The 21593-nt window shown below is 66.1% G+C and carries 8 protein-coding genes; all 8 read right to left on the bottom strand.

The genetic code is table 11. The features are described from left to right. Window positions 1-29 precede the first annotated feature (29 nt). On the bottom strand, window positions 30-9653 hold the full coding sequence (locus G6N68_RS30135) for a PE family protein (protein WP_205351510.1): 9624 nt from the start codon (window positions 9651-9653) through the stop codon (window positions 30-32). Between the two features lie 870 nt (window positions 9654-10523). After that, window positions 10524-12389, bottom strand: a complete 1866-nt coding sequence (locus G6N68_RS11820) for a PE family protein (protein ID WP_163711964.1) — start codon at window positions 12387-12389, stop codon at window positions 10524-10526. Between the two features lie 141 nt (window positions 12390-12530). After that, window positions 12531-12656 carry a PE family protein gene (locus G6N68_RS31470; protein WP_163711961.1) on the bottom strand — a complete coding sequence of 42 codons (126 nt, stop codon included), beginning with the start codon at window positions 12654-12656 and terminating at the stop codon, window positions 12531-12533. 166 nt (window positions 12657-12822) lie between these two features. Continuing rightward, window positions 12823-14298, bottom strand: a complete 1476-nt coding sequence (locus tag G6N68_RS31465; protein ID WP_163711959.1) for a PE family protein — start codon at window positions 14296-14298, stop codon at window positions 12823-12825. 319 nt (window positions 14299-14617) lie between these two features. Beyond that, on the bottom strand, window positions 14618-17113 hold the full coding sequence (pheT, locus tag G6N68_RS11805) for a phenylalanine--tRNA ligase subunit beta (RefSeq protein WP_163711956.1): 2496 nt from the start codon (window positions 17111-17113) through the stop codon (window positions 14618-14620). Beyond that, window positions 17113-18156, bottom strand: coding sequence for a phenylalanine--tRNA ligase subunit alpha (gene pheS, locus G6N68_RS11800; protein ID WP_163711954.1), 1044 nt, complete (start codon window positions 18154-18156; stop codon window positions 17113-17115). The genes pheT and pheS overlap by 1 nt, the downstream gene beginning before the upstream one ends. 180 nt (window positions 18157-18336) lie before the next feature. After that, window positions 18337-20499, bottom strand: coding sequence for a PE domain-containing protein (locus G6N68_RS11795; RefSeq protein WP_163711952.1), 2163 nt, complete (start codon window positions 20497-20499; stop codon window positions 18337-18339). A gap of 308 nt (window positions 20500-20807) precedes the next feature. Further along, window positions 20808-21584, bottom strand: a complete 777-nt coding sequence (locus tag G6N68_RS11790; protein WP_163711949.1) for a rhomboid-like protein — start codon at window positions 21582-21584, stop codon at window positions 20808-20810. Between the last annotated feature and the right edge of the window lie 9 nt (window positions 21585-21593).

The raw sequence follows: 21593 nt of genomic DNA, 5'->3' as shown, positions 1-21593 counted from the left end.
CTGGAAATTCCCCGGATCGGGTCCGGGGGTCAACCGATCGAGCCGCTGATGTTCAGTGCGGCTTGAATGGCGAGCTGAAGGTTGAGCAACGCCAGGCTGATGTTGGCCACGAAGTCCACCGCTGAATCGCCAAGGCCAGCCAGGAGCGCGCCACCGGTCTGCGACAGCGCCAGGGATGCGTTTGCGATCCCGTTCACTATGGCCGCACCCGTTTGGGCAAGCCCGGGGAAGCCGACGCCGAGGCTCGCGCCCAGGGCGCTGGTTAGTGACCCGACGACCTCCCCAACGGCGTCGGCCCAGATCGCCGCCAACGATCCTCCGGTGCCGAACAGGCTGTTGAACCCGGCGCCGAGGCTGTTCAACAGGATTGCCCCGCCGTCGATCAAGCCCTCGAATCCGGTACCCAATCCAGTTGCCAAGTTGGCGGCCAGCGACTGTGTGGCCTCTAGCACCCCGTTCAAGGTGCCCCCAAGACCAGCCGACAAGGCCGCACTCAGCTGCGCCGAGAGGCTGCCGCTCAGGCCGGTGTCCAGCAGCGCGGCCAGTTGAGCGCCCAGGTTGCCGGCCAAGGACTGGCCGGTCTGGATCAGCCCCTCGAGGCCGCCGCCGAAGTTGGAGGCCAGGGTCAGTGCCAGCGTCTGGCCGGTCTGTACGAGACCATTCAGTCCGCCGTTGAAGGCAGCGACCAAGGCGGGCAACGACCCGCCGAGGCTGGCTTGCAACGCCGCGCTGATCTGCGCCGCCAGCGCCGGAGCGTTGAAGCTGGCGGCCAGGTTGGCCACCAGGTTCTCGCCGGTCTGGATCAGTCCGTTGAGGCTGCCGCCGAGGCTGCCTGCCAGGCTGCCAGCCAGGGTTTGGCCGGTCTGAATGAGACCGTTGAGCCCGCCGTTGAAGGCAGCGACCAGGGCCGGGAAGGATGCGCCGAGGCTGGCCTGCAACGCCGCGCTGATCTGCGCGGCCAGCTCCGGAGCGTTGAAGCTGCCCGCCAGGTTGGCGATGAAGTTCTCCCCGGTCTGGATCAGCCCGTTCAGTCCGCCGCCGAATGTGCCGGCGAGGTTGGCCGCAAACGTCTGTCCGGTCTGGATCAGGCCGTTGAGTCCACCGTTGAACGCTGCGACCACGGCAGGGAAGGATGCGCCGAGGCTGGCCTGCAACGCCGCGCTGATCGAGGCCGCCAGCTCCGGCAGGGTGAAGCTGCCCGCCAGGTTGGCCACGAACGTCTGGCCGGCCTCGATGAAGCCCTCCAGACCGCCGCCGAAGGTGGCCGCCAGGTTGGCCGCAAGCTGTTGAACATTGGCGGCGAGACCGCTGAGGCTGGCATTGAAGGCCGCCACCAACGCCGGGAAGGATGCGCCGAAGCTGGCCTCGAGAGCTGCGCTGATCGAAGCCATGATCGATGGCAGGCTCAGGCTGCCGGCCAGGTTGGCAAGAAGGGTCTGGCCGGCCTCGATGAAGCCCTCCAGACCGCCACCGAAAGTGGCCGCCAGGTTGGCCGCCAACTGCGCACCCAAGTCCGCCAGACCGTTGAAGCCACCGCTAATGGCGGCCACCAACTCCGGGAAGCTGGCACCGAAGCTGGCCTCCAGGGCTGCGCTGATCGATGCCATCAGGCTGGGCAGGTCGAGGCTGCCGGCGAGGGTGGCCAGGAACGTCTGACCAGCTTCGATGAAGCCCTCCAGACCACCACCGAAGGTCGCCGCCACGTTGGCCGCCAACTGCGCACCCAGGTCCGCCAGCCCGTTCAGCCCACCGCTGAGCGCTGCCACCAATTCGGGCAACGAGGCGCCCAGGCTGGCCTGCAGGGCTGCGTTGAGCGAGGCCGCAATATTGAGCAGGTTGACGCTGCCGGCCAGGTTGGCCAGGAAGGTCTGGCCGGCCTCGATGAAGCCTTCCAGCCCGCCACCGAAGGTGGCCGCCAGGTTGGCCGCCAACTCCTGACCAAGCTCGGCCAGACCATTGAGGGTGCCGGTAAATGCGGCGACCAACTCGGGGAAGCTGGCGCCGAAGCTGGCCTGCAATGCCGCAGTGATCGAGGCCGCCAACTCGGGCAGGCTGAGGCTGCCGGCCAGGGTGGCCAGGAAGGTCTGGCCCACCTCGATGAAGCCCTCCAGACCGCCACCGAATGTGGCTGCCAGGTTGGCCGCCAACTGCGCACCCAGGTTCGCCAGCCCGTTGAGCCCACCACTAATGGCGGCCACCAACTCGGGGAAGCTGGCACCGAAGCTGGCCTCGAGAGCCGCGCTGATGGACGCCATGATCGACGGCAGGCTCAGGCTGCCCGCCAGGTTGGCCAGTAAGGTCTGGCCGGCCTGAATGAAGCCCTCCAGGCCACCGCCGAACGTCGCTGCCAGGTTGGCCGCCAACTGCGCACCCAAGTCCGCCAGACCGTTGAATCCACCGCTGATGGCCGCCACCAACTCGGGGAAGCTGGCACCAAAGCTGGCCTGCAACGCCGCGCTGATCGAGGCCGCCAACTCCGGCAGGTTAAAGCTGCCGACGAGGTTGGCCAGGAAGGTCTGACCGGCCTCGATCAAGCCCTCAAAGCCACCGCCGAAGGTCGCCGCCAGGTTGGCCGCCAACTGCGCACCCAAGTCCGCCAGACCATTGAGGCTGGCGCTGAAGGCCGCCACCAACTCCGGGAAGCTCGCACCGAAACTGGCCTCCAGGGCTGCGCTGATCGACGCCACGATCGACGGCAGGCTCAGGCTGCCCGCCAGGTTGGCCAGGAACGTCTGACCGGCCTCGATGAAGCCCTCCAAACCGCCACCGAAGGTGGCCGCCAGGTTGGCCGCCAACTGCGCACCCAAGTCCGCCAGCCCATTGAGGCTGGCGCTGAAGGCCGCCACCAACTCCGGGAAGCTCGCACCGAAACTGGCCTCCAGGGCTGCGCTGATCGACGCCACGATCGACGGCAGGCTCAGGCTGCCCGCCAGGTTGGCCAGGAACGTCTGACCGGCCTCGATCAAGCCCTCCAGCCCACCACCGAAGGTCGCCGCGAGGTTGGCCGCCAACTGCGCACCCAAGTCCGCCAGACCGTTGAGCCCACCACTAATGGCGGCCACCAACTCCGGGAAGCTCGCGCCGAAGCTCGCCTCGAGAGCCGCGCTGATCGACGCCATCAACGACGGCAAGCTGAAGCTAGCGGCCAGGTTGGCCAGGAAGGTCTGACCCGCCTCGATCAAGCCCTCCAAACCGCCACCGAAGGTGGCCGCCAGGTTGGCCGCCAACTGCGCACCCAAGTCCGCCAGCCCATTGAGGCTGGCGCTGAAGGCCGCCACCAACTCCGGGAAGCTCGCACCGAAACTGGCCTCCAGGGCTGCGCTGATCGACGCCGCCAACTCCGGCAGGCTGAAGCTGGCGGCCAGGTTGGCCAGGAAGGTCTGGCCGGCCTCGATCAAGCCCTCAAAGCCACCGCCGAAGGTCGCCGCCAGGTTGGCCGCCAACTGCGCACCCAAGTCCGCCAGACCGTTGAGGCTGGCGCTGAAGGCCGCCACCAACTCCGGGAAGCTGGCACCGAAGCTGGCCTCTAGGGCTGCGCTGATCGACGCCACGAGCGACGGCAAGCTGAAGCTGCCGGCCAGGTTGGCGAGGAAGGTCTGGCCGGCCTGAATGAAGCCCTCCAGACCGCCACCGAACGTAGCCGCCAAGTTCGCCGCCAACTGCGCACCCAAGTCCGCCAGACCGTTGAGACCACCGCTAAAGGCCGCCACCAACTCCGGGAAGGACGCGCCGAAGCTCGCCTCCAAAGCAGCGCTGATCGACGCCACCAGGCCGGGCAGGCTCAAGCTGCCCGCCAAGTTCGCCAGTAACGTCTGCCCGGCCTCGATGAAGCCCTCCAGCCCACCGCCGAAGGTCGCCGCCAGGTTGGCCGCCAACTGCGCACCCAAGTCCGCCAGACCGTTCAGCCCACCGCTAATGGCCGCCACCAACTCCGGGAAGCTCGCGCCGAAGCTCGCCTCGAGAGCCGCGCTGATCGACGCCATGATCGACGGCAAGCTGAAGCTGCCCGCCAGGGTGGCCAGGAAGGTCTGGCCGGCCTGAATGAAGCCCTCCAGCCCGCCGCCGAAGGTCGCTGCCAGGTTGGCCGCCAGGTTCTGTCCGATCTGGACCAAACCGTTCAGCCCACCGGTAAGCGCCGCCGCCAACTGTGGGAATGAAGCGCCGAGGTTTGCTTGGATGGCCGCGCTGATGGAGGCCGCCAAGCTAGGCAGGTTGAAGCTCGCGGCTAGGTTCGCGGCGAAGTTCTGGCCGAGCTGAACCAGACCGTTCAGCCCGCCGCTGAATGCCGCCAACAGGGCTGGGGCATTGAAGGCAAGAGCCAGGTTGGCCGCGACTTCTTGCGCGGTCTCGATCAAGCCACCGAACGCCGCATTGAAGGCCGCCACCAACGCCGGGGTGTTGAAGGCGCCGGCCAGGTTCGCGGCGAACGTCTGCCCGATTTCAACCAACCCGGTCAATCCACCGGTCAAGGCCGCTGCCAACTGTGGGAACGAGGCGCCCAGGTTGGCCTCGATTGCCGCACTCAGGGAAGCCGCCAGGTTCGGGAGGTTGAGGCTGGCCCCCAGGTTCACGACGAGCGTCTGGCCCAGTTCGATCAATCCGCCGAGGTCACCGAAGTTGGCTGCCAGGTTGGCAATTAGCTCCTGCCCCGTCTCGATCAAGCCGTTGAGGCCACCGCTGAACGCCGCCACCAACTCGGGGAACGACGCGCCGAAGCTGGCCTGCAACGCCGCACTGATCGACGCTGCCAACTCCGGCAGGCTGAAGCTCGCGCCCAGGTTCGCCAACAACGTCTGGCCTGCCTCGATCAGACCCTCCAGGCTGCCACCAAAGGTCGCCGCCAGGTTGGCCCCCAACTGCTGGGCCAGCTGCGCAAACCCGTTGAACCCGCCGCTCAGCGCGGCCACCAGCTGCGGGAACGAGGCGCCGAAGGCGGCCGACAGTGCCGCACTGATCTGCGCGGCCAAGGTCGGCGCGTTGAAGGCGGCGGCCAGGTTGGCCGCGAAGGCCTGGCCGGCCTCGATCAAGCCTTCCAGCCCGCCACCGAAGTTCGCCGCCAGATTGGCCGCCAACTCCTGCGCCACCTGCGCAAACCCGCTGAGTGAACCGCTGAACGCCGCCACCAACTCCGGGAACGACGCACCCAGGCTGGCCTGCAACGCCAGACTGAGCGAGGCCGCCAGCTCCGGCAGGCTGAGACTGCCCGCCAGGTTGGCCACGAGCGTCTGGCCCAGCTCGATGAAGCCCTCGAAGCTGCCACCGAGGTTCGCCGCCAGATTGGCGAACAGCTCCTGCCCGGTCTCAATCAAGCCGTTGAGGCCACCGCTGAACGCCGCCACCAACTCCGGGAACGACGCGCCGAAGCTCGCCTGCAAAGCCGCGCTGATCGACGCCGCCAGCTCCGGCAGGCTGAAGCTCGCGCCCAGGTTTGCCAACAAGGTCTGGCCGGCCTCGATCAGGCCTTCCAATCCGCCACCGAAGTTCGCCGCCAGATTGGCCGCCAATTCTTGAGCTACCTGCGCAAACCCGCTGAGCGAACCGCTGAACGCCGCCACCAATTCGGGGAACGACGCACCCAGGCTGGCCTGCAGCGCCGCACTGATTGACGCCGCCAGCTCCGGCAGGCTGAGGCTACCGGCCAGGTTGGCCACGAGCGTCTGGCCCAGCTCGATGAAACCCTCGAAGCTGCCACCGAGGTTCGCCGCCAAATTGGCGAACAGCTCCTGCCCAGTCTCAATCAAGCCGTTGAGGCCACCGCTGAACGCCGCCACCAACTCCGGGAACGACGCGCCGAAGCTCGCCTGCAAAGCCGCGCTGATCGACGCCGCCAATTCCGGCAGGCTGAAGCTCGCGCCCAGGTTTGCCAACAAAGTCTGGCCGGCCTGGATGAAGCCCTCCAGTCCGCCACCGAAGTTCGCCGCCAGGTTGGCTGCCAGCTGCTGCGCCACCTGCGCAAACCCGTTGAGCCCGCCGGTGAACGCCGCCACCAACTCCGGGAAGGATGCACCAAGGCTGGCCTGCAACGCCGCGCTGATCGACGCGGCCAGCTCCGGCAGGCTGAGGCTGCCGGCCAGGTTCGCGAAGAACGTCTGCCCAACGTCGATCAGCCCCTCCAGGCTGCCGCCGAAGGCGGACGAGAGATCGGCGACCAACTCGGCACCCACCTGGGCCAATCCGTTGAGGCCGCCGCTGAACGCCGCCACCAGCTCCGGGAACGATGCGCCGAAGCTGGCCTGCAAGGCCGCGTTGATGGCCGCGACCAACGTCGGAGCGTTGAGGGCGGCGGCAAGGCTGGCCGCGAAGTTTTCGCCTGCCTCGATGAACCCGCTCAGACCGCCGCTGAGGTTGGCCGCCAGGTTGGCTCCCAACTGCTGAGCCACCTGCGCGAATCCGCTGAACCCGCCGCTGAGCGCGGCCACCAACTCGGGGAACGAGGCGCCGAAGGCGGCCGACAGTGCCGCACTGATCTGCGCGGCCAGGGTCGGCACGTTGAAGGCGGCGGCCAGGTTCGCCGCGAAGGCCTGGCCGGCCTCGATCAGGCCTTCCAGCCCGCCACCGAAATTGGCCGCCAGATTGGCCGCCAACTCCTGCGCCACCTGCGCAAACCCGTTGAGCGAACCGCTGAACGCCGCCACCAACTCCGGGAACGACGCACCCAGGCTGGCCTGCAACGCCAGACTGAGCGAGGCCGCCAGCTCCGGCAGGCTGAGGCTACCGGCGAGGTTGGCCACGAGGGTTTGGCCCAGCTCGATGAAGCCCTCGAAGCTGCCACCGAGGTTCGCCGCCAAGTTGGCGAACAGCTCCTGCCCGGTCTCAATCAAGCCGTTGAGGCCACCGCTGAACGCCGCCACCAACTCCGGGAACGACGCGCCGAAGCTCGCCTGCAAAGCCGCGCTGATCGACGCCGCCAGCTCGGGCAGGCTGAAGCTCGCGCCCAGGTTCGCCAACAACGTCTGGCCCGCCTCGATCAGGCCTTCCAGGCCGCCACCGAAGTTCGCCGCCAGATTGGCCGCCACCTGCTGAGCTAGCTCGGCGAACCCATTGAATCCACCGCTGAGCGCCGCCACCAGCTCGGGGAACGACGCACCCAGGCTGGCTTGGAACGCCGCGCTGATCGACGCCGCCAGCTCGGGCAGGCTGAAGCTCGCGCCCAGGTTCGCCAACAACGTCTGGCCGGCCTCGATCAGGCCCTCCAGCCCGCCACCGAAGTTCGCCGCCAGGTTGGCCGCCAACTCCTGCGCCACCTGCGCAAATCCATTGAGGCCACCGCTGAACGCCGCCACCAACTCCGGGAACGACGCACCCAGGCTGGCCTGCAACGCCGCACTGATCGACGCCGCCAACTGCGGCAGGCTGAAGCTGCCCGCCAGGCTGGCCGCGAACGTCTCTCCGAGCTCGATCAGGCCTTCCAGGCCACCACCGAGGTTCGCAGCCAGGTTGGCCGCCAACTCCTGGCCCGTCTCGATCAAGCCGTTGAGCCCACCGCTGAACGCCGCCACCAATTCGGGGAAGGATCCGCCAAGGCTGGCTTGCAACGCAGCGGTGATTGCCGCGGACAGCGACGGCGCGTTGAACGCTGCGGCGAGGTTGGCCGCGAAGGTTTGGCCGGCCTCGATCAGGCCTTCCAACCCGCCGCCGAAGTTGGCCGCCAGGTTGGCCGCCAATTCCTGCGCCACCTGCGCAAATCCATTGAGGCCACCGCTGAACGCCGCCACCAACTCCGGGAACGACGCACCCAGGCTGGCCTGCAATGCCGCGCTGATCGACGCCGCCAGCTCGGGCAGGGTGAAGCTCCCCGCCAGGGTGCCCGCGAACGTCTGGCCCAGCTGTATCAATCCGTTGAGCCCGCCGCTGAAGTTGGCCGCCAGGTTGCTGGCCAACGTCGCCCCGGTCTGCAACAACCCGTTGAGGCCACCGTTCAAGGCGGCCACCAGCTCCGGGAACGACGCACCGAGGCTGGCCTGCAACGCCGCGCTGATCTGCGCCGCCAGTGCCGGAGCACTGAAGCTGGCCGCCAGGTTCGCGACCAACGTCTCGCCGGTCTGGATCAACGCATCGAGAGAACCGCCGAAATTCGACGCCAGGTTGCTGGCCAGCGATGCCCCGGTTTGCAACAGGCCCTCGAAGCCGCCGTTGAATGCCGCCACCAATTGCGGGAACGACGCACCTAGGCTGGCCTGCAGGGCCGCACTGATCTGTGCGGCCACTGCCGGAACACTGAAGCTGCCCGCCAGGTTCGCGACCAACGTCTCGCCGGTCTGGATCAGAGCGTTGAGGGACCCGCCAAAGTTCGCCGCCAGCGTCGCCCCGGTCTGCACCAAGCCGTTCAGGCCACCATTGAGCGCCGCGACCAACTCGGGGAAGGATGCACCCAGGCTGGCCTGTAAGGCCGCACTGATTTGCGCCGCCAGTTCCGGAGCGCTGAAGCTGGCCACCAGGTTCGCCGCGAAGTCTTGGCCGAGTTCGACCAAGCCTCCGAAGCCACCGCTGAAAGCGGATGCGAGGTTGGCCGCGAACTCCTGACCCAGTTCAGCCAACCCGTTGAACCCACCGGACAGTGCGGCAACGAGCTGTGGGAAGGATGCGCCCAAGCTGGCCTGCAGCGCCGCAGTGAGTTGTGCGGCAAGTTCCGGAGCGGTGAAGCCGGCGGCGAGGGTGGCGGCGATGGTCTCGCCGGTCTGGATGATCGCCTCGATCCCACCACCGAAGTTGGCCGCCAGGTTGGACGCCAACGTCGCACCCGTCTGGACCAGGCCGTTCAAGCCACCGTTGAATGCGGCGACCAATCCCGGCAGACCGTTGCCGAAGCTGGCGGAAATGGCTGCGTTCAGCTGGGCCGCCAAGGTAGGCAGGCTGCCGCCGAAGTTGGCCAGTAGTGTCCCGCCGGTTTGCAGCGCTGTGCCCAACGACCCACCGAGGTTCGTGATGATGTTGGCCGTCACGGTTTGTCCGGCCTGAAGCAGACCATTGAAGCCACCGTTGAGGGCTGCGACTAGCTCTGGCAGCCCCAGGTCGAGGTTGCCCGACAAGTTGAGGGCAAGCTGCGCGCTCACCGACGCACCCAAGTTCGCTGCCTCGGCCAAGGCGGCGGTTGCCTGAGCACTGAGGTTCGCGCCCAGCGTCGACATGCCGGTGCCGAGGCCCTGAAGCGAGGTGCCGGCCGCGACGATGGCTTCGCCGGTCTGCGCCACTCCGGCGCCCAGGCCGGATGCAAGGGCGCCGCCGCCCTGCAGAGCGAGACCGGATATGCCTGCACCAACGGCGTTCGCGAAAGCGCGGAGGGCCGCGGCGATTTCGGCGCTGATCGTGGCGGACAGCCCAACCTCGCCGCCTACCGCGGCCGCGGCGGCTGGAGTCACCAGGGCCGCTCCGTTGAACAGCTCGGCAGCGGCGTAAGAAGCTGCGTTACGGCTCAACGTCGCGACGAAGGACTCATGGAACGCCGCAGCTTTCGCGCTGGCGGCCTGGTACTCCTCGCCGAAGCTGCCGAATAGCTTTGCTACGGCGATCGACACCTCGTCCTCGGCCGCCGCGAGGAGCCCCGTTGTCGGGGCCGCTGCCGCCGCGGCGGCTTCGCTTAGCGCCGTTTGGATGCCTGCTAGATCTTGTGCCGCCGACTGAAAGAGCTCCGGCACCGCAATGACAAAAGACATGTCCATCCCCCACGAATAGACAACACCGGTCTTAGGTTTGACGGCGCCCGCACGCCCCCAGTGATTCGACTGTAAGCCTTCGATGCGCGCTCCGCAGCAAATTGAGAAAAAATTTAGTATTTATCTTGTGTCAAACTGTGTGGCGCCGTCTCCCGGGCAGTTCTACGGCCTACGAACGCGCGCTGTCGAGAGTTATTTGACCTCGATCTAACAGTGTGTCGCGGGGGCGTCACAGATTTTGCTGTGCATGTGTACAACAAAGCGTCCGAAACCAAGACATCGGCGAGTCGCTGCAGCGAGAGCGAGCTAGATCGGTGTATAAGAGGCAGATTCGGACAGCCGGGTCGGCCGACGGCCAGGAGATTTGACTGCGCGCGCTAGATCATGGTATTCGCTGCACGCTGGATTGAAACGCTGTACATAAGCCGATATTTCACAGCACACCACGACTTTTCGGCGCCACCATAAATTGGCTGGCAGCGTCCATCCAATAAACGAAATATTAGAGACGTTTGCGTTCAGTTATCTAATCACAGCAAACATAGGCGAAACCCCACCGTTTGTGGCTAATGCCCGAGAGAAGCCCACCCCACGCGGCTCCGTTGGCAGTCGGATACCCCACCTGCCAAGGAGCCAAACATTGGCGCCGCATAACACTTTGGCTACTGCTTTCGACGGGGTTACGACGAGCCCAGCCACGCCCTGCACAAGCCGTCCGACGAGCTTCGGCCTTGGGAGCAAGGCTGGGATCCGCGTCCCCGCGAGGGATTGCCCACTCGCCGCACGACATCAGATTGTTTGCCAGACCTCTACCGAGCAAGCCGGTTGTGCGGCGTCTAGGGGGTCGGCAGCCGGCAGGTACGCAACCGGCTAGTTGGCGATCGAGTCCGCGAGGGTCCGGAATCCGGTGTTGACGAGCAGTTGGAAGAGGCCGCCGAACTTCGTGCCCCCGAGCGTCAGGTTGATCGGGATGTCGTTGCCCAGAATCTGTAGGGGGATCGTCGCCGTCAAGGGATGCGGCGGAACCAGAAGCCCGTTGAACGGCAGGTGTGCCACGACCGGAATGTTGATGTCGTTGATGAGGGGTGGCAGCACCGGGATGGTTACCGGCAACGGTACGTCCACGATGGTCTCACCATTGAGTAGGCCGTCCAGGATGAATGCGGGTGCGTCGAAGAAGCCTCCGACGATCTGGACCGGGTTCCCGGTCACGATGCCGCCCCCGATGACCGTCCCTGCGGTGGCCAGACCGTCGATCGCGGCAACCGGCGCTCCGCCGACGCCGAAGAGAAGTGACAGCGGCAAGCCGAAGTTCGCAGCCATGACGAGTTCGATATTGGGCGGCAGAATGCTGATCTCGGTCGACACCGTGGTCGAGACGGCGGTATTCGCCAGCGCGGTGTAGAACTTCCCGAGGTTCGCGGTCATCTGCTGGGGAACGGAGTGCGGCGTCATCAGCGTGCTCAGACCGATTGCCTGCTGGCCGGGAAGGCTCAGGATCGGGAACAGGTCTCCGACGGGCCCCAACAGCTTGATGTCCGACAAATTGCTGGTGTCGAAGCCGTTCAGGAAGAGGTTGAGAACTGCGGACGTTCCGTCGGTGACTGCCAGGTGGTAGTCCCCCGCCGCGATCGCCTGGCCGACCTTCGACCAGTCGGCCGGGAAGTTCACCAGGTTGGCCTGGAAGTCGCTGTTGAAGGCCGTCAGTGACGAACCGATCGTCTGGTAAGCGCCGGCAGTGCCGTTGGCGAAGACACCGGCGTAGTGAAGCGCATTGAAGGAAGCGAGGCCCTCGATGCCGTTCTCGATGGTCAGCGGCAGGTAGGCGATTTCGGTGTCCAGGTTCGCGAAGGTCCGCGCGAAGTCGCTGGCCGTCGCGGCCGCGTAGCCCTGCTGGTTTTCGATGACCTGCCGCAACAACGGGAACGGGTCGGCCGCGATCGCGTTGTTCAGGGCAACCAGGTTGTTGCCGGTGTTCGCGAAGAGCCGTGCCCACGCATTGCCGGGCACATAGGACGTAGGCGTGGTAGGTGTGCCGCCGGTCGGCGGGAAGAGGCCTGGCAGCAGTACCCCGAGCGGGTTGGAAAGGAAGGTGCCGCCGAGGATCGAGGACACGATGTTGCCGAACTGCTGGCCGGCGCTCGCGAAGTAGGGAGCCAACGGGCTGCTGCCGATCAGCGAGGTCAGGACGCCGTTGCCGCCGATGAGCGGACCGAGAAGTCCGCCGGTGCCTCCGAAAAGGATCGGCCCAAGCAGTCCGCCTTCCCCGCCGAGGAGGCCGCCCAAGCCGCCACTGCCGAAAATCGGCGGGATCGGAAGGCCTGGCAGCGGTCCCGACGGCAGCGGTATAGGTAAGGAAATGCCAGGGATAAGAGGCTCGGCGGTGGGCAGACCGCCGGCCGGACCGAACAGCGTTTGAACGGGGGCGTTGATCGCGTTGAGCAGGTTCCGCTCGGCGTTGGCGATCTCGGTGCTGACGTAGGCGGCGGCGCCACCGTTCAGCAGTCGCACAAACTCGGCGTGGAACGCCGCTGCCTGCGCGTTGGCCGCTTGGAATTCCCGTCCGTACGCGCCGAAGAGCTGCGAGATGGCCGCCGACACCTCGTCGGCGGCCGCGGTGGCGACGCTGCTGGTCGGGGCCGACGCTGCGGCGGCTGCCTCATTGAGTGCCGCATTGATACTGGTCAACTGCCCAGCTGCGGCCCCAACCAACTCCGGCGTGATAACAAACGACATCTCAGCCCCCTTTTTCGACCCGTCGCTGCCGAATGCTTAAATCGCCCCCCGCGCAGGACGGCGGCATTGGCGCCTCTTTACCCCCGCCTGAGTGGGTTCAAACATTCAATTTGCGAAGACGTCGATTTAGCAGCTTCCGCCTCAGCTGCCGCGGCCCGTGTCACCCGTGGATGGCTGCCGCCAGCTGACCGGGTGGCTGTTCGGATCCCCGGCCAGATTCTCAGCCGCCGCAGTCAACACGTCCGGCTGCGCGAATACGAACGACATGTCGCATCTTCCCTCGACCCAACTGCCGTTGAGGCAGTTGCGCGATGCCACCAAGGCAGGAATGCAGCCTAAAATATGTCGTACATCACACGAGGGAGAACGCGTATTTTCACCGCGGTAAGTTTGACGGCCTATCCTGGCGCGCCTTTGCTGGGTGCGGCCGCAGTTACAGCAGCGGCTGCGCCACCGGGGGGATCATCACCGGAACGGGGCCACCGAGTGCCGCCGCGATCGACTGCGGCAGGAAGTTCAGCAGGCCTGAAACGATGCCGCCCAGGGGCGTGCCGGTGACCGTCGCTGGTGCCAATAAGCCCCCGCCAAGGTCGGCCGACCCGGTGTAGGCGGTCGGATTGACAAGGATTCCTGACAACGGCAGGTTGAGAGTGGTCGGGAACCCTAATGCCGTGAGCTGCAACGGCACCGTGATCTGACCGTTTAGGAAGCCGTTGGTAACTGCCGCCGGGGCGTCGAACAGTGCTGTGGCCGCGCCGATCGCGTTTCCGGATTGGGCCGCATTGACGAATGCGGTCGCGCTGGTACCCAAAGCGTGCAGCGCATTGGCCGGGCCGCCGATCGCACCGATCGCAAGCGCGAGGGGCAGACCCATATGAGTGTTGAGGTCCAGGCTGAAACCGGCCGGAGGGGACCCGTCGATGACCAAGCTCGCCGATGAGGTGACGCTGGCGTCGGTGAGGGTCTTCACCACATTGGTGAAGTTCTGCGCCATTTGCGCAGGGATGGATCCGGCAGGCAGCAGGTTGGTGAAGTTCTGCGCCATCTGTCCCGGAATGGACAAGATCGGCAGTAGGTCACCCAATGCACCAACCGGCGTGATGCTCAGGACGCCGTCGGCGCCGGTGACGACGTCGAAGCCCGAGAAGAACGGATTGAGGAAGCCACCGCCGATCTGGAGCAACCCACCGGTGACATCGCCGGCGGCGAATGCCTGGGACGCGGCCTGGAAGCTGGCCGGGAGTGCCTGGAACCCGGTTACGAGGTCGCTGCCGGCCTTCTGCAGCGAGCCCGCGATGAGCTGGGCGTAGCCGATCTGGTTATTGACAATGCCTTGCAGCACGGCGCCAGGGTTGGCTGACAACAGCCCCTGGAAGCCGGCTTGGATGTTCGCCGGGAGGTTGGCCACCTCGGCCGGCAGGTTCTGGACGGCCGATTGGATCCCGGTCTGGATGGCCTGGGCGTAGCCCGACTGGTTGGTGAGGAACTGTTGCAGGATTGGCGCCGGGTTGGCCGAGATCTGCGCCCCGAGGGCCTGCAGATTGGCGGTGGTGTTGGAAACCAGCGCCTGGTAAGGAGCGCCGACGCTGTCGGCCAACGCTTGAGCCGGTGCGCTCAGCAGCGACTGTGCACTGGCCTCGGCGCTGGCGTAGGCGCCAGCCCCGGCATTGAGCATGCCGACGAACTCTTCGTGGAAAGCCGCCGCTTGCGCACTCAGCGCTTGGAATTCCTGGCCGTGCAAGCCGAACGCTTGCGCGATCGCCGCAGACACCTCGTCGGCGCCGGCGGACAAGATGCCAGTCGTCGGAGCCGCCGCGGCCGCCGTTACTTCGGCAAGCGCCGAACGAATACCGGCCAGCTCTTGAGCTGCCGCCTCGACTAGTTCAGGCGCCGCGATGACAAACGACATTTCCGTCCTCTCTGTGACTGATACACGCAATGACCATCGGTCATGTAATCGAACATGAATCTAATTTGCGGTGTTCCGCCCATCCAAACCGTGGCGGACAGTCACAGGTAACTGGCAGGTTTTGCGATGTTTCCCGCCAGGAATCCCAGACGACAGCATCGGGCAACCGCAGAATGAATCTAACTTGGCCGGAAATCTGGATATCCTTAGGATGGCTGCGGCATGGCTTCGACAGGCTGTAACAGCTGATCCGCGCCTTTACTTCCCGTACGGCACCCGGACCGCGGCCCGGACAGCGCGTCTCGCTTGCGCCGCGCGATCAGCCGCGCAGGACAGCGCCGACGAGTTCGGCGGCGCGCCGTACCGCGGCATCACGGGCCGCGCTGGCGTCATCCTCGGTCAGGGTGCGATCGGGCGCCCGGAACCGCAACGCGAACGTGAGCGACTTGCGGTTCTCGCCGATCTGCGGCCCGACGAAGACGTCGAACAGTTGAATGTGCTCCAGCAGGTCGCCGGCCCCTTCTCGGACGGCGTCCTCCACCGCTTGGGCGGGCACATCTTCCGCAACCACCAAGCTGACGTCCTGAAACACCGCGGGAAATGGCGAAACCCTGGGTGCGACGAGCACCTCGACCACGGGAATCGCGTCCAGATCGAGTTCGATTGCGCAGGTGCCCTTGGGCAGACCGGCGCGCTCGATCACGGCGGGATGCAATTGCCCGGCGTGGCCGACCGATTTTTCGGCGACGAATACTTCCGCGCACCGGCCCGGATGCCACGGCAGGTACTGCGTCGCCCGCAGTGTCACGTCGATCCCGCAGGCGCGCGCGATGATTCGCACCGCCTCGAACGCATCGGTGGCTTCGACGGGGCGGCCCGGCCCCCAGGGGCCGCGCGGCTCCCGCAGCCCGGCCAGCACTGCGGCGACGTGTTGGGGCTGGCGCGGCAGGGAGGCGTCCAGCGTCGCGATCTCTTCATCGGTGGGCCTGCGGTCGACCGGGATCAGGCCGATGCCGCGGGTCTGCTCCGTGGGTTGCACGACCTGGGCGACGGCAAACAGCGCCGCGTCGACCAGACCACGGGATACGTTGCGCGTCAACGCTTCCAACATCGCGGGCAGCAGCGTGGTGGCGAGCTGGGGGCGGTCGGCTTCCAGCGGGTTCAGCACATCGGTCGTGAAGCGTCGCGGGTCGTCGGCCGGCAACCCCCACTGATCGAAGACCCCGGCGGGCAAGAACGGCGTCGGCAGGATCTCGACATAACCCGACAGGGCCAGCGACTTGCCGATCGCCCGACGGCGCTTCTGCGTTGCCGTGAGCCCACGCCCGGCGGGCGCCGCCGGCAGCACCGACGGGATGACCTCCAGCCCCTCCAACCGGAGCACCTCTTCGACCAGGTCGGCGGGTTGTCGCAGATCGGGCCGCCAACTCGGTGGAGTCACGGTCAGCGTCTCACCGTCCTGATGCACCGTCGCGCCGATCTGAATCAGGCGCCGCATGGTGGTGCCCGGGGTATAGGCCACACCCGCAAAGCGGTCCGGCAGGTCGCTCGCAATCCGGATCGGCGGTTGAGACCAGTCCTCGCGCGGCGGGTCACCCCGCCAGTCGGTCAACGTCGGATCGACCGTCCCACCGGCGATATCGGCCAGCAGGGTTGCGCAGCGATCCAGCGCGGCCACCGAGACGGCGGGGTCCACCGCGCGCTCGTACCGGCGCGCGGCCTCGCTGGGCAGGTGCAACCGTCGCTGCGTGCGTGACACCGCCGCCGAGTCCCACACCGCGGCCTCCAGCAGGACGTCGGTGGAGTCGGCGCGCACCTCGGTGCTGGCCGCGCCCATCACGCCGCCGATGGCGGTGGTTGCGACGTCATCGACGATCAGCACATCTGCCGGATCGAGTTTGCGTTCGATGTCGTCGAGGGTGACGACCGTCTCGCCCGGCCGCGCGAAGCGCACCCCGAAGCCGCCGGTAATCCGCTTGCGGTCGTGCGCGTGCATGGGGTGGCCAAATTCGAGCATCACGTAGTTGGTCACGTCGACGGCTGGCGAAGTGGCGCGAATGCCGCACAGCAGCAGCCGTCGTTGTAGCCACCATGGCGACACGGCGGTGGGGTCGATCCCAGTGACGGGTCGTAGCGCGAACCGGAGCACTCCGGTCTCGGGTTGCACCGTCAGCGGCCACGCCTCCCCCTCCACCGGCAGCGGCGCGACAACGCTCTCGGAGGCAGGGTCAACGAAATCCAGGTCGTAGGCGCAAGCGATTTCGCGCGCCAGGCCGCGCACCGACATGCAGTAGCCGCGGTCCGGTGTGATGGCCAGGTGGAAGACCACGTCGTCCAACCCGAGCACCGCGGCGCCGTCGGCTCCCGGTTCGGCGGTTCCGGGCGGCAGCACCAGGATGCCGGAATGGTCTGCGCCCAAACCGAGTTCGGCTGCAGAGCAGATCATTCCGTCGGAGGTGCGGCCATAGGTCTTGCGGGATGTGATGGTGAAGCCGCCGGGCAGCGTGGCGCCGGGCAGCGCCACCACCACCAGGTCGCCGACGCTGAAATTAGTTGCACCACAGATGATTTCTTGCGGCTTGCCCTGACCGATATCCACCAGGCAAGCTCGGATGGGCTTCTTGAAGCCGGTGAGTTCTTCGATGCCGGCTACCCGTCCAACGGTCAGCGGGCCGTCGACCGGTCCAAGGGTGATGATCTCCTCGACCTCGTGGCCGATGCGCACCAGGGTCTGTTCGAGATCGCTTGGTGCGACGTCCCAGTCCGGCGCTCCCGCTGCGACGACCTCACGCAGCCAGCTGTAGGGCAGGCGCATCAGGCACCCACCCCGAACGGCAACGAGAACCGGATGTCCCCCTCAACCATGTCGCGCATGTCGGGAATTCCGTTGCGGAACTGCAGAGTTCGTTCCAGCCCCATCCCGAACGCGAATCCCGAGTACACCTCTGGGTCAATCCCGGCCGCTCGCAACACGTTTGGATGTACCATGCCGCAACCACCCCACTCCACCCAGTCGGCGCCACCCTTCTTGTTGGCGAACCACACATCGACCTCGGCGGAAGGTTCGGTGAACGGGAAGAAGTGCGGCCGAATCCGGGTACGGGCCAACGGCCCGAATTCGGCGCGGGCGAAGGCGTCCAGCGTGCCCCGCAGATGGGACATGTTCAGGCCGCGATCGACGGCCAGCCCTTCCACCTGATGGAAAACCGGGGTGTGGGTGGCATCGAGTTCGTCGGTGCGAAAGGTGCGACCGATCGAAATGATGTAGACGGGCAACTCTCGCTGCAGCAGTGTGCGGACCTGCACCGGCGAGGTGTGGGTGCGCAGCAGCTGGCGCGAGTTTTCCGGGGCGATGTAGAAGGTGTCCTGCTCGCTGCGAGCGGGGTGATCGGGCGGGAAGTTCAGCGCGTCGAAGTTGAACTGTTCGGTTTCGACCTCGGGCCCCTCGGCCAGCTCCCACCCCATCGCGATGAAGGTGTCGGCGATGTGCTCGGCCAAGATCGTGATCGGATGCCGGGCGCCGGTGGGTTGCCGAGTCGACGGCAGGGTGACGTCGATCCTTTCGGCGACCAGAACGGCCGCGTCGCGCTCGGCACGCAGCGTCGCCAGACGTTCTTCGTAGCTGCGCTGGGCCTCGGCGCGGGCAATGTTGACCCGCTTTCCGGCGTCGGCGCGCTGCTCCTTGGGAAGGGTGCCCAAAGCCTGTCGGGCAAGGGCCAGCGGCGACCGGTCACCGAGATACTCGGTCTTGATCCGCGCCAACGCCTCCAGACTGTCGGCCGATGCGATGGCCTGCTGGGCTTCGTTGACCGCTGTTGCCAGAGCTTCCGGCGACAAGTCGACGGGTTGATCACCCACGCGGCGACACTCTCCTTGCTGACCAGGCTGATCGGGCTTGTCCGGCCTCCCCCGACCAGGGATACCGCACCTCGGTCCGTCCCCCAGGCCAAACTCGTGGGTTCACGGCACGGGTATGACGCAAGTGCCGATCATAGGTCATCGCCAAAATGGCCCGATGACCCCAGGTCAGGGACGGGATCAGTCGTCGAACTTCTCGAAGATCTGAGAGAAAGCCCAGGCGGTTTGGTCCACTCCGCTGCTGGTGTTCGACAACGTGCCCAGCGGACCCGGGTAGTCCCGGTTGATCGACCACATGTGCAGACCACCCAAACCCTTCGCCTGGGCAAAGTCGGTCAACTTCTGGGCGTCCTCCAGCGTGAAGATTTCGACCGGGTTGTCGTTGACGCCGATCATCGGCGTCACGGCGACCATCTCCCAGATCTCCGCGTCCGTCTTGTTCGGATACAGCGGCACCAGCTGATCGTGGACGGCGGTGGCCGCCTGGATCGCGTAGTCGCCCATCTTGCCCGCAACGGGAAGGCTGGGGTCGAAATAGTCCATGGCCATCACATTGACGCGGCTGATGTCCACACCGTTGGCGATGGCGTTGGTGATGACGCGCATCCCGTCGGCGGTCAAGCCCGTCGGCAACACCGGAACGGTGAACGTGACTTCGACCGGCTTGCCGCTGGCCAGCCCGGCCTCCTGGATCATGCGGATTGCCTGTGCGCGACGTGTCAAGGACGCGACATCGCCCTGAGCGGCGCCTTCGATGTCGAAGTCGAAATTGCGGATCCCGTAGGCGTCGATCACCGACTGGTACTTCGCGGCCAACGCGGTCACGCTCGTTTCGGTCAGAGCGAGTTCCTGGTTCGCCGCGCCGCCGAAGGAGATGGTGGCGGTGATACCGGCGTTGTGCATCGCATTGATCTGGTCGTTGATCTGGTAGAGCAGGTTGCCGGTACCGATCGTGTATGCGTCAAAGCCTCCCCAGGCGGGCATGCCCTGCGAATTGCTGGTGATGAAACCGAGTATTACGTGGTCGACGTCCCCGAGGCTTGCGGCACCTGCGAAGTCGAACTGGGGCCACAGCGTCATGTCGACGTACGGAGCGAACAGTCCCGTCGTCGAACTAGGGGTGTGCGGCGGCGGGACGATGGGCGGGATTATCGGCGGGTCTGTCGGATTTGTCGGCGGAGTCGTAGGCGTGGAGCCACCCGCGACGGGCTCACCGTTGATCACGATGTTCGTCGGCGGTGAGTACTCGCCAGGCTGCGTGACGATGAAACCGACCTCGAGTGAGTCGCCCGGCGCGAGCGTGGGCGAATACTTCGGGGTCAGCACGTAATGGGTGCCCGACTGCGACAGTTCGGCATTCCAGATGTCGCCGATCGTCCCACTTGGCAGGTCAAACTCGATCTTCCAGGTTGTCGCATTCGAGCCTGGGTTGGTGACGTGATAGTTGGCACGGAAACCACCATCCCAGCGCGTCGTCTCCAACGTCGCCGCTACTCCGCCGCTTCCGCCGGGACCACCGGGATCGGTAGGTCCATCGGGATCGGTAGGCCCTCCGGGATCGGTAGGCCCTCCGGGATCGGTAGGCCCTCCGGGATCGGTGGATCCGCCACCGGGGTCGGTCGGCCCGACACCGGCCTCAATGGCGCCGTCTGGCCCGTGGGCTCCGGGTTGCCCGAATACCCCAGCCAGACCTCCGCTACCTCCGCGCCCGGGAAGGCCACCATTGACCCCTGCAACGCCCACGCCACCCTGTCCACCGGCGCCACCATTCCCCGCAATCAGGCCACCGCGGCCCCCGCTGCCGCCAGTCACACCCGCACCGCCGGCACCGCCGGCACCGCCGTTTCCAAATAACCCGGCGTTACCGCCTGCTCCCCCGGCTTGCCCGGCAACTGCGCCATCCGCGCCGTTGCCGCCGTTTCCGAACAGCAGCCCACCATCTCCCCCGCGAGCGCCTGGGGCTGTCGCGTTGACCCCATCACCAATCAACGGCCGGCCCAGCATGGCTTGAGTGGGCGCATTGACCAGGCTGAGGGCCTGCTGCTCCAGGCTCTGCACGAAGGACACGTTGGCCGCTTCGGCGCTGGCATACCAATTAACGCTCGACGTCAGCGACTGGACGAACCGCGCGTGGAAGGCCGCCGCCTGCGAGCTCAGGGCACGGTATTTCTGCGCGTGGGTAGCGAAAAAGGAAGCGATGGCGGTCGACACCTCATCGGCGGCGGCGGCCGCAATCCGTGTTGTCGGCGCGGCCGCGTTCGCCGCATCGAGCGCCGCGCGGATGCCGTCCAATTCGGCTGTAGCGGCACCTACGATCTCCGAATTAGCGACCAGAAAAGACATGCCATCCTCCGCGGCCAATCAGGTCCGATAAGAGTTACACGAAAATATTCGGAGATTCAATTGGGAAATCTAGAGCTAGCGTGACGATGCCGCTCCGCGTCGGCGTCCACTCGTCTAGCCAACTGAGAAACGTTGCGGCAGAATGGATTTGGTACTCAGCCCGACGGCTTTATGATTGGCGGCCAACTCGGGATCGACGCTGAATTACCGAAATAGTTGCACTCGGACTCATTTGACATTCTCATCAATTCGTCCAGATGTTGATCAACGCAATAGTCAACTTTCAAAACTGTTTCGGGGCTAACGCATCACGCCGGCGAACTAGCCGCCAGTTCCCGGCGACCATTCCGGTGTGTGGCGATCTCAGCCAGCAGGGCGCCCGCCGCGCCGAACACCAACCCGGCGCCCATCGCCAACCAACTGTGCCCTAGCACCAGGAATCCGAAGCCGGAGGACAGCAGCAGCATCACGCACCGCACCGGCGTCCAGTGGGCCGACGCACGGAAGCGGGTGGACGCCAGCACTCCCAACACGACCGCGACCGCGTGACCCCCGTTGGTGAATTCGCCCCCAATCAACCCGGCGGTCACGCTGACCGTTATCCACCAACCGATCCACGCCGGCCGCCAGCGGCGCGGGATGGCTGCCGTCAGCGCGCCGAGGGTAGCCAGCGCGCCGTAGCTCATCCCGACGTCGGTGGCGTGGGTGATCGACCACGGCATCCAACCCAATTCGACCGCGGCGGCCAGTGCCGCCGCCACCACCAGCGTCGCCCCGATGTGGCCAACCAGAAACGCCACCAAAAGGCGGATGCTGTGCAGTTGCAGTTCGGCAAGGACGAGCAGGCAGGTCAAGAAGGGTAACCAGAAGTAGATCGGCCCGGCTTCTACGACAAATGCGCTACCCAGCAGGGTGCCCAAGCGCCCGTGCGACAGATTGTGCAGGTTGGTGCTCGCATGCCGGATCAAGCGTTCGTGTTCCGCTGGGGTGAGCAGCACGGCAACGGCACTGACCGAGATAAGGGCGGCCACGTAACCCACGGTGAATCGGACCCGGGCAAGCCGGGACAAGAGACCGTAAATCATCGCCGTCCA

It is taken from the genome of Mycobacterium bourgelatii, assembly GCF_010723575.1.
Taxonomy (GTDB): Bacteria; Actinomycetota; Actinomycetes; order Mycobacteriales; family Mycobacteriaceae; genus Mycobacterium; species Mycobacterium bourgelatii.
This window is presented reverse-complemented; position numbering and strand designations above follow the sequence as displayed.

Coding starts and splice junctions, on each gene's coding strand:
- G6N68_RS31470 (WP_163711961.1), bottom strand. CDS start 12,656: ATGTCGTTCGTATTCGCGCAGCCGGACGTGTTGACTGCGGCGGCTGAG.
- G6N68_RS11790 (WP_163711949.1), bottom strand. CDS start 21,584: ATGATTTACGGTCTCTTGTCCCGGCTTGCCCGGGTCCGATTCACCGTG.
- pheT (WP_163711956.1), bottom strand. CDS start 17,113: ATGCGCCTGCCCTACAGCTGGCTGCGTGAGGTCGTCGCAGCGGGAGCG.
- G6N68_RS11795 (WP_163711952.1), bottom strand. CDS start 20,499: ATGTCTTTTCTGGTCGCTAATTCGGAGATCGTAGGTGCCGCTACAGCC.
- G6N68_RS31465 (WP_163711959.1), bottom strand. CDS start 14,298: ATGTCGTTTGTCATCGCGGCGCCTGAACTAGTCGAGGCGGCAGCTCAA.
- G6N68_RS11820 (WP_163711964.1), bottom strand. CDS start 12,389: ATGTCGTTTGTTATCACGCCGGAGTTGGTTGGGGCCGCAGCTGGGCAG.
- G6N68_RS30135 (WP_205351510.1), bottom strand. CDS start 9,653: ATGTCTTTTGTCATTGCGGTGCCGGAGCTCTTTCAGTCGGCGGCACAA.